Raw genomic sequence first — 12,992 nt, 5'->3', positions numbered from 1 at the left:
GGGGGCGACGGGCGTCCACGGACGCCGGGCCGGCACCGGGCCGGTCACGACGGCCGCTCAGTGGCGACGGGCCGAGCCGGAGCGGCGGCGTACCACGTACACGCCGCCGACGGTCGCGGCGAGCACGAGGGCGCCTCCGGCCGCCAGTTGGAGCGGCTCGAATCCGCCCACCGAACCGCCCAGACCGCCCTGCACGCCACGCGGGGGAGTGAGGATGGTGGAGCTGATGGTCGGAGTGGCGGTGGGCGTTCCGCTGATCGTCAGGGTCGCCGTGTCCGAGATCCCGCCGGTGCAGTTGAACGACACCGTGTACACGGCGCCGCGTCGGGCGTCCAGGTCCACGGTGGCGAGGGCCGCCGAGCCCGGTGCGATGGTGACGGTGTCGAAGATGCCGGCCGAGGCCGTCGCCGTACTGGCGCAGCCGGGGGCGCTCAGCGTCACCCGGCCGCCCGGGGCGACGACCGAGGGCGACACGACGAAATCGCCCGGTGCCTTGGCCCGTGCCGCTCGCGGGTTCGGTGCGGGAGCACCGTCCGCCGCGACGGCGATGGGGGCGGCCAGGGCGAGGGCGGCCGCCCCCAGCAGGGCAGTGGACGCGGCACGTATCGCGCGCATGGTGAATCCTCCGGGTCCCGAGGGGCAGCCGCGGAAAGGGGGTTTCCGCGAAAGACCGTGCGTACACCTCGATGCCGGAAACGCTAGAAGGGCATTACCACAGCCGCGATCCCAGGCGGGCGAATGGGGCACGCATGTCCCCCGATCGGCTCACCCGGCGTGTCGCCTCACCGTGTGAGCTGCGGGAACAGATCGGTGAACGGTGCGGCGGTGGCCGAGATGCCGCGGCCGAACGGCGCGTCGAAGTCCCAGATGAGGAACAGCAGGAAGGCGATCAGCACGCTGAAGAGTCCGGCGAGCAGCAGTTCGCGGCCGGTTCTGCGGATCTGCAGGGTGAAGATCAGTCCGACCGTCACCAGGGCACCGATGATCAGGCCGAACCAGACCACCCCCGGCATGGTCGCCCCCGCGTTCTGCCCCCGGGCTCCCCGGGCGTCGTCGGCCACCGCCACCTGGTCGACGAGAGGCTGGTACGCCTGCCCCTCGAAGTCGTCGGCCGGCTGGTAGTCGGTGACGCTGCGCCGCACCTTCTCCAGGAGCGCGGTGCCCTCCTCGCTCAGCTCGCCGTTCTCCGCCATGTACGTCCACTCGTCGTTGACGACGTAGCCGACGTACGCGTCGACGTCGGCGCGGATGCGCTCACGGACCGCCTGCGGGTACACCTCCGCGCGGGCCGAGATCTCGTGCATCGCCTGCGCCTCCTGCCGCACGGTCTCCTGGGCGGCGCCGCGGGCCTCCCAGACCCCGGCGATGGCGAGACCGAGGACGATCGCGTAGATCACGCCGATCATCATCGTCATGTACTCGATGACGTCCGGGGTCTCGCTCGGGTCGTCGTCATCGGGGATCCGGCGGTGGTTGATGACGACGATCGTGAGGACGACGGCGCACGCGGCGGCCATCGCAAGGGTGAGAACAAGCCATTCAGACATGGATTCCTCTTGCGGGATTCAGAGGGGCGAAGGGGTCGTGGGGCGCCGGGTCACTTGGACCGGGGGCGCAGGATCGCCGTCGCGAGCACCGCGGGCGCGGTGATCATGAGGGTCGCGGTGACGACGGAGGTGCCCGTCTTCGGCTGGGGGCGCGAGACACGCCGGTAATGGGGCATCGCCACGGGGACGGTCGCGGCGGGCCGGGGTTGCACGGTCGGCGTCGGCGTCGGGCTCGGGCTCGGGCTCGGGCTCGGCGGAGGCGGAGGCGGAGGCGGCGCGGGCGCGGGCTCCGGCGGCCTCGTGGTCGGCGGCGCGGGGGGTGGCGGCTCCGGGGGTGCGGGCCTGGTGGCCGGTGGTTTCGGCGCGGGCCGGGGCGGCGGAGGGGTCGGTCGTGGCGGCGGCTTCGGTGACGGCGTGGGCGTGGGCGTCGGGGACGGGGACGGCGGTTCGGGTGACGGTGTGGGCGTGGGCGTGGGCTTCGGCGTCGGAGAGGGCGTAGGCGAGGGCGTCGGCGTCGGCGTCGGCGTGGGGGTCGGGCACGGCGGGGGCGGCTCGGGGGGGCAGGGCTTCGGGTGGTGGTGATGGCCGTGCCCCTTTCCCTTTTCCTTTCCCTTGCCTTTTCCCTTGCCCTTCCCTGAGCTGCCGTGGCCGTCGCCGTCGCCGGCGATCGCCACCGCGACGTGGGAACCGCCCGGGCCGGTCGAGGCGTAGGCGCAGGCGTCCGCGGCGGTGGGCACGGGGGTGGCGAGGAGCCACACCAGTGCGAGGGCCGCCAGCGACCGCGCGAGGAGTGATCCGTTCAGAGACACGCCGTCGAGCTTGATCAGAGGCGGGCCGCGCCGGGGCGGATTCGAGCGGGATTCGCCGGATGGAGCGGATCTCCGGTCGCACTGGTTTGACGTTTCGCCTCGGTCGAAGTCGGCCGGGGCGACTCGACGGGATCAAAGCCCTCGTGACGCCGGGCAGATGGATTCCGGAAGACGGCGGACCGGGTCCGTTCCGGCCTCGGATCGATAACTGTCCGGTTGTCGCCCTGTCGGACGGGAAGGAGAACGGGGCATCCTGCACCGGCGACCAGACCCCTCCGGCGGCAACAGCCGAGGTACGGGCGGGGCCTGGGCGTCCGACGCGGGGAGCCGCACTCGGCCGAGGAGCCGACGCACACTCATATGCACGTGAATTTGCACAGCCTGAAGGCGTGAACTCTTCGTTCCCGAGAGCACGTGCCAATGGCGTGTGACCAAGAACGGACCGCGAATTTCCGTTTCTACTCGCTCTCTCGGCGGGCGATCAGTAGCCTCACCTCGAACACCGGCCGCGAACACATGGCCGCATCCCCCATGGCGACTTGTTGGAGACATTGATGGAGCGTCCCGCCTGGGCTCCGCCTGGTATCGACATCTCGGTGCCGAGCGTGTCCCGTATGTACGACTTCTATCTGGGCGGCTCGCACAACTTCGAAGTGGACCGGGAAGCGGCGCGCAAGGCCATGGAGTTCATGCCTGGCCTGCCCAAGGTCATGCAGGCGAACCGCGCCTTCATGCGGCGCGCCGTCCGCCACGCCGTTGACAACGACGTCACCCAGTTCCTGGACATCGGCTCCGGCATACCCACCTTCGGCAACGTGCACGAGGTCGCCCGGACCGCGGACCCCGCGGCCCGGGTCGTCTACGTCGACCACGACCCGGTCGCCGTGGCCCACAGCCGCGCCGTCCTGGAGGGCGACGAGGGCGCCGCGGTCGTCGCCGCGGATCTGCGCAAGCCGGCCGACATCCTCTACAGCCCCGAGGTGTCCCGGCTCCTCGACCTGGAGCGGCCGGTGGCGCTGCTCCTCGTCGCCGTCCTGCACTTCCTGGAGGACGAGGACCGGCCGTACGAGGCCGTCACCGAACTGCTCGACGGCCTCGCGCCCGGCAGCCTCCTGGTGCTCACCCACGCCTCGTACGAGGGCATCCCGCTCTCCGAGGAGCAGGCAGGAGGCACCGTCGGGGTCTACCGGAACATCCGCAACCCGCTGGTGATGCGTTCCGGCGCCGAGGTCGCCCGCTTCTTCGAGGGCACCGAACTGATCGAGCCCGGCCTCGTCCCGATGCCCCTCTGGCGTCCGGAGAGTCCGGCCCAGGAGGAGGATCCCTACGCCTTCTCCGGGTTCGCAGGGGTGGGGCGCAAGGCGTGAAGGTCCCGTCTCAGCCGTCCGGCGGTGTTGCCGAAGCCGACGGTCCGGAGGACAGACTCAGGCGGTTCGTCACCATCTGGAGCCGTGCGATCTTCCCGGTGACCGCCACCTCGCTGACCCGTGCCGAGTTCGAGGTCCATCTGCTGCCGCTGGCCCGGACCCTGTACGACGCGCTGCACGCCCGGCCGTTCGACACGGCCCCGGGCCACCGCACCGGAGCGGAGCTCGTCGGCGCCCACTGCACCGACCCGGACGCTCTCGGCCGCAGCCTCGGGGTGGTGGACTCGTACCTGGTGCTCTACTGCGGTACGGAGTCGGACCTGCCCGCCGAGGAGCTCCGGGCCCGCTGCGCCCGGCTCCAGCACGCGATGGCCACCGGCTATGCCCAGGCCCTGCGCGAGCGCACCCGGGCCGAGCAGGAGGCCATCGCGCGCTCCGCGCTCTCCGCCCGCAGCGCAGCCGAGATCGCCCTGCACGCCACCGAGAGCCGCTTCCGGGCGGTCTTCGACGGGGCGGCGATCGGCATCGGCATCGCCGACCTCGACGGCAACGTCCTGGAGGTCAACGAGACCCTCACCCGCATGTTCGGCGGAATGGAGGGGCCGCTGCGCAGCCGGAACGTCAGCGAGTGGGTCCACCCGGAGGACGGCCCGCACGTCTGGAAGCTGTACGACGAGCTGGTCCGCGGCGACCGTGAGCACTACCGGGTCGAGAAGCCGTACTACCGCGGAGACGGAACGGTTCTCTGGACCAACCTCACCGTCTCGCTCCTCCGCGACGCGGAGGGCAACCCCCAGTACCAGCTGGCTCTCATGGAGGACACCACCGAGCGGCGCCTGCTCCATCTGCGCCTGCGGTACGAGGCCACCCACGACGCGCTGACGGGACTTCCCAACCGGACGCTGTTCTTCGAGCGCCTGGAGAAGGCCCTCGCACCCGGCGAGAACGCCCGCTTCGGCCTCTGCTACCTGGACCTCGACGGCTTCAAGGTGATCAACGACAGCCTCGGACACTCCACCGGCGACCGGCTCCTCGTCGAGGTCGCGGACCGCCTGCAGAGCTGCGTCACCGGGTCCGGCGAGATGGTCGCCCGGCTCGGCGGCGACGAGTTCGTCGCCCTCACCACCGGCGCCGCCGGCGAACAGGACGTCACCGAACTCGCCGACCGCATCCTCGCCGCCCTCGCCACCCCCCTCCGCATCGACGGTCGCGAACTGACCGTCCGCGGCAGCCTCGGCGTCGTCGAGGGCCCGGCCGGCGAACGCACGCCCGCCGAGGTGCTGCGGAGCGCCGACATCACCATGTACCGGGCCAAGTCCGCCGGCGGCAACCGCTTCGAGCTCGCCGACCCGGAGGCCGACGCCCGCGCCATCACCCGGCACGGCCTCACCACGGCCCTGCCGACCGCGCTGGAACGCGGCGAGTTCTTCATCGAGTACCAGCCGCTCGTCCACCTCGGCGACGGCAGCGTGCACGGCGCCGAGGCGCTCGTACGGTGGTGCCACCCGCAGCACGGAGTGCTCGGCCCCGACCGGTTCATCCCGCTCGCCGAGGACACCGGGCTCATCGTGCCGCTCGGCCGCTGGGTCCTCCAGGAGGCCGTGCGCCAGGCCCGCTTCTGGCAGGCCCGGCACGCCGACGGCGGGCCGCTGAGGATCAACGTCAACCTCTCCCCGACGCAGCTCCACCACCCACGGCTGGTCGCCGACACCGTCGACGTCCTGGAGCGGTCCGGGCTCGAACCGGGCGCGCTCTGCCTGGAGGTGACCGAATCGGCGCTGATCGGCGCCGACGAGGACCTGCTCAAGCCGCTGCGGCAGCTCGCCGAGATGGGCGTGGACATCGCGCTCGACGACTTCGGCACCGGCTACTCCAACCTGGCCAATCTGCGCCGGCTGCCGGTGAGCGTCCTCAAGCTCGACCGCTCCTTCACCCGGGGCATGCAGCAGCATCCGGTGGACCCGGTCGATCTCAAGATCGTCGAGGGGATCGTCTCCCTGGCGCACAGCCTGGAACTCGCCGTCACCGTCGAGGGCGTGGAGACCGGAGCCCAGGCCCGCCAGCTCCGCGACCTCGGCTGCGACACGGCCCAGGGCTGGTACTACGCCCGTCCCGGCGCCCCGGACCGCATCCACTCGCTGCTCCTGGCGGACGCGGTCTGAGACCCGGACCCACGAAGCCGGCCTCCCCGCGCGAAGCGGGGAGGCCGGGAAGAGGTTCGGGGGAGGAAAGCGGAGAGACTATTCGAGGAGTGGTAGAAGGAAGCCTCTCCATGGCCTCGCCCCGGAAAGACCGTAGCACTCAGGCGGGCAGCAGGTCGCGCAGATTCTCCGGGGTGAACACACGCGAGCCGGGGGCGAGCCCGTCCGGCCGCTCCAGACCGATGTACGTGACCGGTCCTTCCGGCACGGTCCGGCCGTCCCACAGCGTCGTCTCCGCCCCCGACTCCTCCATCAGGGACACGAGGTGACGCAGGGTCAGGTGGGTGCGGCCGAACAGGGCGCGCATCACGACCGCGATCGTCACCCGGTGCCCCTCGACCTGGTTCGCCGACGGCGCCCCCCGCAGGTACAGGTGCAGCCAGTGCGCGTGCCAGCGCCCCTCGTCGTCCCGGCGGAAGGCGAGCGGCAGCGCCACTGTGCCGGGGCCTCGCAGATCCGACTTCATCCGCACCGTACGGGGCTCGAACGGCCGGCCCCGCTGCTCGGACTCCCGCAGCATGAAGCCGAAGAAGCCCTCCGCCACCTTGTCGAAGCCCTCACCCGAGAAGACGTGGACCTGCGGCACGATGAACGTGCCCCGTACCGCCCCGAGCCGCAGATCGATGAACTCCGAAGCGCCGTCCGGGGCTTCGGTGATGTCACCCGAGTGCCGGCCCTCGACGTCGGTCAGGGCCGTGTACGAGAGCCAGGTCACCGTCCCGTACTCCGCGTCCAGGACGAGCGCCGACAGATCGAGGTCGGTCGTGTGCCGCGCCTGCCGCCAGTACGTGAAGAAGCGCAGCAGCTCCCCCTCGACCGGCGAGACCGAACCGCGCGGCAGCACGCCGAGCCCCGCAGAAGCCGCCCGGCCGCTCAGCGGCAGGGCCACGTCCAGCACGTCCGGATCGATCAACAGGCTCCCGGGAGCGGGGAGTCGGCGCCGGGTCTCGGCGTCGAGCACCGCGACGAGTCGCTCGCGGTCGGTGTCCTCCAGCGGCGGTCGCGTGTCGTCGGCGACCCAGGCCGAGCCCGCCCGGTTCACGAACACCCTGCGCGCGCCGCTCCCGCCCGCGCGGTTCTGGACGTGCTCGCGCACCGACAGGACGACCCGGCCCGACACCTCCGGCGCGGCCCGTTCGACGGCCGCGAGGACCGCCTCCCGCTCCTTGCCGTCCGCCGCGAGGCGCAGCAGCCGGTCCAGGGCGCGGAACAGCCGTCCCGGCGCGTGCGAGGCGAGCAGTTCCGCCGCTCCCGTGACATCGCCCCGCGCGAGCAGCTCCTCCACACGGCTGTCGAACGACGGCGCCCTCCGCTCGCCCCGGGCGACGGCGAACACCTCGGCGGCGTGCGGCCAGTGCGGGTACTCGTGGGGGTGCAGGCGCTCCCCGAGCCGCTTCCACGCCTCCCCGTGCGCGGACACGTCCGACAGCTTCGCCGGGGACGCGGCCAGGACCGCGTCGAGACCCGCGAGCAGGGCGCGGCGGTGCGGACGGGAGAGCGCGCGGAAACGGGTGGGCTCGCGCAGGGTGACATCGCCGTGCGATAGGGCGCAGGCCAGCCGCAGGACGTCGGTCACGGTGTCGAGCAGCGGCGTGGCGCCCACCCGCAGCCGGGCGTGGTTGACGACGGCGCGGCTCTCCCGGACCGTGATCGTCTCGGGCTGGGGGCCGTCCGCGCCGTGCTCGGCGAGCACGGCGAGGTCCCGCAGATGTTCCTCGCCGAGCGGGGTCGTGCTGCCTGCCAGGGCCAGATAGAGGGCGGTGACCTCGGTGTCCGGGTCCGCGCCGAGGTGCAGCACCGTCAGCCGGTCGCCGGCCGCGGCGATCAGCTCGTCGTGGACGGCGAGCATCTCCTCGTACGTGTGCTGGTAGCGGCCGTACGACGGGAGGGTCAGCAGGTCGAGGACGCCGGCGTTCAGCTGCTCGACGGTACGGGCGCGGGTGTCGCCGTCGGCGAGGGCCTCGGCCACGCACCCCCTCCAGAAGTCGAGTGTGTCCGGCACGTTGTCCGGGAAGTCGACGAAGTACACGTTGTGCCGGACGTGGTCGCCGACGAGTTCGCGGACGGTCGCGAGGGTGCGGACGGCGGTCTCGACGACCGTCGGCCCGGCCAGCCCCGACAGACGCTCGACCAGTTCGCCCGACAGCTTGAACCCGGCGGTCAGCAGGGCCGCGTCGAACCTGCGCGTGGCGGCGGCCCCGTCCCCCGCCGGACCGGTGGGGGAGGGGAGACGGTGGGTGTGCCGGACGACCAGGTGTTCGAGAGCGTGGACCATGGGGGCATGCTCGCAGCCGCCGCTGGTCCGTCGCACGCGGATTTACGGGGGTGCGGGAGGGGCGACGGCGCCCCGGACGACCCCCTCAGACGGCGCCCACCGCCCGGTCCGGCCCGCCCCGCCGCGAGGCCAGCAGCATCCGCTGGAGCTCCCGCGCGGCCCTCGGCGGTGCGACGTCGCTCCGGTGCGCCAGGGCGATGGTCCGGCGCAGGCCCGGCCGGGCCAGGGCGGTCACGCGGAGGTCCCGGCCCGCCCGCGCCGCCACCATCGCGGGGACGACCGCGAGGCCGAGCCCGGCCCGCACGAACCCGAGGACCGCGTCCAGCTCGCCGCCCTCGACCGTGAACGTCGGCTCGAAGCCCTCCGCCCGGCAGGCCGCCACGGTCAGTTCCCGCAGGTCGTAGCCGTGCCGGAACATCACGAGCGGCTGGTCGCGCAGGTCGGCGATCCGTACCGGGCGGCGCGGTGCGGGAGCCGAGGCGGAGGAGACGACCACCAGGTCCTCGCGGAGCAGCTCCACCGTCGTCAGGGCCGGTGACGGGCTCGGCAGCGGCAGCACCACCAGCGCCAGGTCGAGGGCCCCGCGGGCCAGCTCCCGGACGAGATCGTGCGAGCCGCCCTCCTCGATGAGGAGCTCGATCCCCGGGTGGAGGTCGTGGAAGGCGCGCAGCACGTCCGGCAGCAGCCCCGTGCACAGGCTCGGGGTCGCGCCGAGCCGCACCCGGCCCCGCTTCAGCCGGGCCAGCTCCTGCACCTCGATCCGGGCGGTCTCCGTGTCGGCGAGGATCCGCCGCGCGAGCGGCAGCAGGGCCTCGCCCGCGTCGGTGAGCGTGATGTTCCCCCGGGCCCGGCTGAACAGCTCGGCGCCCAACTCCTGTTCCAGGGCCTTGATCTGCTGGGAGAGGGAGGGCTGAGAGACATGGACGCGCTCGGCGGCCCGGGTGAAGTGACGGGTCTCGGCCACGGCGACGAAGTAGAGGAGCTGCTGGAACTGCATGGTCACCAGGGTAGGCGACATTCATAGGGTGGGCCTATCGAGATCAGCCGGACCATGTCTTGGACCTCTCGGGCCCTTCGGCCCTAGCGTCGTACGCATGGCTCTGGCACCCACGAGGGACCGGACGGCGGGCCGCCCGCCGTCCCCCACACCGTCACGCGGATTCCTGTCATCGACCCTCGGCAAGAAGACGGTCATGGCAGTCAGCGGGCTGCTCATGCTCGGCTATCTCGTCGCCCATGTCGCCGGCAACCTGAAGGTCTTCTTCGGCCCGGAGGAGTTCAACGCGTACGGCCACTGGCTGCGGGTCATGGGCGCCCCCGTCCTGCACCACGAGTGGGCCCTGTGGCTCGTCCGGATCGCGCTCCTCGCCGCCGTGGTGGCCCACGCCGTCTCCGCGTACCAGCTCAGCCGCCGGGACGTGAAGGCCCGCCCCACCGCCTACGTCCACCGCCGCAAGCGCTCCTCGTACGCCACCCGCACCATGCGCTGGGGCGGGATCATCCTCGCGCTCTTCATCGTGTGGCACGTCCTCGACCTGACCACCGGCACCGTCCACCCCGGCGGATTCGAGGAGGGCAAGCCCTACCAGAACGTCGTCGACACCTTCTCCACCTGGTACGGCAACGTCATCTACATCCTCGCCATGCTCGCCGTCGGCCTCCACGTCCGCCACGGCTTCTGGAGCGCCGCCCAGACCCTCGGCATCGGCAGCGCCCGCCGCGAGCGCCTCCTGCGAGGCCTCGCCAACGCCCTCGCGCTCGTCCTGACCGCGGGCTTCATCTCCGTCCCCGTCGCCGTCATGACCGGAGTGGTGAGCTGACATGAGCTTCCTCGACTTCACGACCGGAGAGCCGGTCGTCGACGACAAGGCCCCCACGGGACCCGTCGCCGAACGCTGGGACACCCGTCGCTTCCAGGCCAGGCTGGTCAACCCCGCCAACCGCCGCAAGCACCGCATCATCGTGGTCGGCACCGGTCTGGCCGGCGGCTCGGCCGGCGCCACCCTCGCCGAACAGGGCTACCACGTCGTCCAGTTCTGCTTCCAGGACTCCCCGCGCCGGGCCCACTCCATCGCCGCCCAGGGCGGCATCAACGCCGCCAAGAACTACCGCAACGACGGCGACTCGATCCACCGTCTCTTCTACGACACCGTCAAGGGCGGGGACTTCCGCGCCCGTGAGTCCAACGTCCACCGGCTCGCCCAGATCTCCGTCGAGATCATCGACCAGTGCGTCGCCCAGGGCGTCCCCTTCGCCCGCGAGTACGGCGGACTCCTCGACACCCGCTCCTTCGGCGGCGTCCAGGTCTCCCGGACCTTCTACGCCCGCGGCCAGACCGGCCAGCAGCTTCTGCTCGGCGCCTATCAGGCGCTGTCCCGGCAGATCGCCGCCGGAAACGTCGAGATGCACGCCCGTACGGAGATGCTCGATCTGGTCGTCGTCGACGGGCGGGCCCGCGGCATCGTCGCCCGCGACCTGATCACCGGCGAGATCTCCACCCACTACGCGGACGCGGTGGTCCTCGCCAGCGGCGGCTACGGCAACGTCTTCTACCTGTCGACGAACGCCATGAACTCCAACGCCACCGCCGTCTGGCGGGCCCACCGGCGCGGCGCGTACTTCGCCAACCCCTGCTTCACCCAGATCCATCCCACCTGCATCCCGCGCACCGGCGACCACCAGTCCAAGCTGACCCTGATGAGCGAGTCGCTGCGCAACGACGGCCGCATCTGGGTCCCCAGGGCCAAGGGCGACACCCGCGCCGCGGCCGACATCCCCGAGGACGAGCGCGACTACTACCTGGAGCGGATCTACCCCTCCTTCGGCAACCTCGTCCCGCGTGACATCGCCTCCCGCGCCGCGAAGAACGTCTGCGACGAGGGCCGCGGCGTCGGCCCCGGCGGGCAGGGCGTCTACCTCGACTTCGCCGACGCGATCCGCCGCATGGGCCGGGCCGCCGTCGAGGAGAAGTACGGGAACCTCTTCGACATGTACGCGCGGATCACCGCCGAGAATCCGTACGAGGTCCCCATGCGGATCTACCCCGCCGTCCACTACACGATGGGCGGGCTCTGGGTCGACTACGACCTCCAGACCACCGTCCCCGGGCTCTTCGCCATCGGCGAGGCCAACTTCTCCGACCACGGGGCCAACCGGCTCGGCGCCTCCGCCCTCATGCAGGGCCTCGCCGACGGCTACTTCGTCCTCCCCGCCACCATCAACGACTACCTTGCCCGGCACCCCCACACGGAGCCCGTCGCCGACGACCACCCGGCCGTGCGGGAGGTGCTCGCCGAGACCGAGGACCGGCTGAACCTGCTCCTCGCCGTCGACGGCGACCGCACCCCCGACTCCTTCCACCGGGAACTCGGCGAACTCATGTGGGAGTACTGCGGGATGGCCCGCACCGAGGCCGGGCTGCGCACCGCCCTCGCCCGGATCCCGGAGATCCGCGAGGAGTTCTGGAGCCGGATCAAGGTCCCCGGCACCGGCGAGGAGTTCAACCAGTCGCTCGAGAAGGCCAACCGCATCGTCGACTACCTGGAACTCGCCGAGCTCATGTGCCTCGACGCGCTCCACCGCGCCGAGTCCTGCGGCGGTCACTTCCGCGAGGAGTCCCAGACGCCCGACGGCGAAGCAGCCCGCCACGACGAGGAGTTCGCGTACGCGGCGGCCTGGGAGTTCGGCGGCACCGGCACGGCCCCCGTCCTCCACAAGGAGGACCTCACCTTCGAGTACGTCCACCCCACCCAGCGGAGCTACGCATGAGGCTCACCCTGCGCGTCTGGCGCCAGCGGAACGCCGACACCCCCGGCGCGATGTCCACCTACGACGTGGACGGGATCTCCGCCGACATGTCGTTCCTGGAGATGCTCGACACCCTCAACGAGGACCTCATCCTGCGCGGCGAGGACCCGGTGGCCTTCGACCACGACTGCCGCGAGGGGATCTGCGGCGCGTGCAGCCTCGTCATCGACGGCGAGGCGCACGGGCCGGAGCGGACCACGACCTGCCAGCTCCACATGCGGTCCTTCGACGACGGCGACACCATCGACGTCGAGCCCTGGCGGGCCTCCGCCTTCCCGGTCGTCAAGGACCTGGTCGTCGACCGCTCCGCCTTCGACCGCGTCATCCAGGCCGGCGGCTACATCTCCGCCCCCACGGGCTCGGCCCCCGAGGCCCACGCGACCCCCGTCCCCAAGGCGGACGCGGACTCCGCCTTCGAGCACGCCGAGTGCATCGGCTGCGGCGCGTGTGTGGCGGCCTGCCCCAACGGCTCGGCGATGCTCTTCACCTCCGCCAAGGTCAACCACCTGAACGTGCTGCCCCAGGGCTCCCCGGAGCGTGAGACCCGGGTCCTCGACATGGTGGCCCAGATGGACGCCGAGGGCTTCGGCGGCTGCACCCTGACGGGCGAGTGCGCGACGGCCTGCCCGAAGGGCATCCCCCTGCCGTCGATCTCCGCGATGAACAAGGAGTGGCTGCGGGCGCAGCGGAAGACGGCCCGCGGCTGAGTCCGGATCAGGACAGTCTCGGGGCGTGGGCTCCGCCACACGGGGCACCCCGAAGCGAAAGATCATTCACGAAACGATCACTTTCTCCGTAAGATCTTCGCTTCGGGGTGCTGTCGACCGCGCGAACAGCAAGATCAACTCCGTTCAACTCTGTACATTTCATGGCAAGTTGTCCACATCGCGGCCAACCGGCTCCCGGTGATTTCCGCCCCGCCCCCACCCCCGGGTACTGATGAGCACTGCCGGGGGCATATGACCAAACCCCCGGTCGCACAGACC

Annotated in this window: 10 protein-coding genes; 5 read left to right on the top strand and 5 right to left on the bottom strand. The window is 71.7% G+C overall.

The features are described from left to right. Nucleotides 1-57 precede the first annotated feature (57 nt). The 3 genes from ACIP84_RS04435 to ACIP84_RS04425 all read right to left on the bottom strand — a co-directional run bounded on the left by ACIP84_RS04435 (nucleotide 58) and on the right by ACIP84_RS04425 (nucleotide 2,087). Nucleotides 58-615, bottom strand: coding sequence for a hypothetical protein (locus ACIP84_RS04435; protein ID WP_401794346.1), 558 nt, complete (start codon nucleotides 613-615; stop codon nucleotides 58-60). 167 nt (nucleotides 616-782) lie between these two features. Continuing rightward, on the bottom strand, nucleotides 783-1,547 hold the full coding sequence (locus tag ACIP84_RS04430; protein WP_355965458.1) for a hypothetical protein: 765 nt from the start codon (nucleotides 1,545-1,547) through the stop codon (nucleotides 783-785). 18 nt (nucleotides 1,548-1,565) lie between these two features. Further along, nucleotides 1,566-2,087, bottom strand: a complete 522-nt coding sequence (locus ACIP84_RS04425) for a hypothetical protein (RefSeq protein WP_401794342.1) — start codon at nucleotides 2,085-2,087, stop codon at nucleotides 1,566-1,568. A gap of 823 nt (nucleotides 2,088-2,910) precedes the next feature. Here ACIP84_RS04425 and ACIP84_RS04420 point away from each other — a divergent pair. Both ACIP84_RS04420 and ACIP84_RS04415 read left to right on the top strand, forming a co-directional pair. Continuing rightward, nucleotides 2,911-3,723, top strand: a complete 813-nt coding sequence (locus ACIP84_RS04420; RefSeq protein ID WP_355965454.1) for an SAM-dependent methyltransferase — start codon at nucleotides 2,911-2,913, stop codon at nucleotides 3,721-3,723. Then, complete coding sequence (locus tag ACIP84_RS04415; protein ID WP_355965452.1) at nucleotides 3,720-5,885, top strand: EAL domain-containing protein; 2,166 nt, start codon at nucleotides 3,720-3,722, stop codon at nucleotides 5,883-5,885. Before ACIP84_RS04420 ends, ACIP84_RS04415 begins: the two co-directional genes overlap by 4 nt. A 139-nt stretch (nucleotides 5,886-6,024) precedes the next feature. Here ACIP84_RS04415 and ACIP84_RS04410 read toward each other — a convergent pair whose 3' ends face one another. Both ACIP84_RS04410 and ACIP84_RS04405 read right to left on the bottom strand, forming a co-directional pair. Further along, nucleotides 6,025-8,199, bottom strand: coding sequence for a hypothetical protein (locus ACIP84_RS04410; RefSeq protein ID WP_401794338.1), 2,175 nt, complete (start codon nucleotides 8,197-8,199; stop codon nucleotides 6,025-6,027). Between the two features lie 85 nt (nucleotides 8,200-8,284). Continuing rightward, nucleotides 8,285-9,196, bottom strand: coding sequence for a LysR substrate-binding domain-containing protein (locus tag ACIP84_RS04405; RefSeq protein ID WP_355965448.1), 912 nt, complete (start codon nucleotides 9,194-9,196; stop codon nucleotides 8,285-8,287). A gap of 97 nt (nucleotides 9,197-9,293) precedes the next feature. Here ACIP84_RS04405 and ACIP84_RS04400 point away from each other — a divergent pair, with 97 nt between their 5' ends. The 3 genes from ACIP84_RS04400 to ACIP84_RS04390 are packed head-to-tail and all read left to right on the top strand — an operon-like array spanning nucleotide 9,294 to nucleotide 12,713. Beyond that, nucleotides 9,294-10,019, top strand: coding sequence for a succinate dehydrogenase (locus ACIP84_RS04400; RefSeq protein WP_401794334.1), 726 nt, complete (start codon nucleotides 9,294-9,296; stop codon nucleotides 10,017-10,019). A 1-nt stretch (nucleotide 10,020) separates the two neighbouring features. Continuing rightward, nucleotides 10,021-11,967 carry a fumarate reductase/succinate dehydrogenase flavoprotein subunit gene (locus ACIP84_RS04395; protein WP_355965445.1) on the top strand — a complete coding sequence of 649 codons (1,947 nt, stop codon included), beginning with the start codon at nucleotides 10,021-10,023 and terminating at the stop codon, nucleotides 11,965-11,967. Further along, complete coding sequence (locus ACIP84_RS04390; protein WP_355965444.1) at nucleotides 11,964-12,713, top strand: succinate dehydrogenase/fumarate reductase iron-sulfur subunit; 750 nt, start codon at nucleotides 11,964-11,966, stop codon at nucleotides 12,711-12,713. The genes ACIP84_RS04395 and ACIP84_RS04390 overlap by 4 nt, the downstream gene beginning before the upstream one ends. Nucleotides 12,714-12,992 lie beyond the last annotated feature (279 nt).

This window comes from Streptomyces sp. NPDC088707, from assembly GCF_044752725.1.
In the GTDB taxonomy this organism is placed as follows: domain Bacteria; phylum Actinomycetota; class Actinomycetes; order Streptomycetales; family Streptomycetaceae; genus Streptomyces.
The sequence above is the reverse complement of the archived record's forward strand: the minus strand, read 5'-3'. Positions and strand labels throughout refer to the sequence as shown.

Coding starts and splice junctions, on each gene's coding strand:
- ACIP84_RS04435 (WP_401794346.1), bottom strand. CDS start 615: ATGCGCGCGATACGTGCCGCGTCCACTGCCCTGCTGGGGGCGGCCGCC.
- ACIP84_RS04430 (WP_355965458.1), bottom strand. CDS start 1,547: ATGTCTGAATGGCTTGTTCTCACCCTTGCGATGGCCGCCGCGTGCGCC.
- ACIP84_RS04420 (WP_355965454.1), top strand. CDS start 2,911: ATGGAGCGTCCCGCCTGGGCTCCGCCTGGTATCGACATCTCGGTGCCG.
- ACIP84_RS04410 (WP_401794338.1), bottom strand. CDS start 8,199: ATGGTCCACGCTCTCGAACACCTGGTCGTCCGGCACACCCACCGTCTC.
- ACIP84_RS04405 (WP_355965448.1), bottom strand. CDS start 9,196: ATGCAGTTCCAGCAGCTCCTCTACTTCGTCGCCGTGGCCGAGACCCGT.
- ACIP84_RS04400 (WP_401794334.1), top strand. CDS start 9,294: ATGGCTCTGGCACCCACGAGGGACCGGACGGCGGGCCGCCCGCCGTCC.
- ACIP84_RS04395 (WP_355965445.1), top strand. CDS start 10,021: ATGAGCTTCCTCGACTTCACGACCGGAGAGCCGGTCGTCGACGACAAG.
- ACIP84_RS04390 (WP_355965444.1), top strand. CDS start 11,964: ATGAGGCTCACCCTGCGCGTCTGGCGCCAGCGGAACGCCGACACCCCC.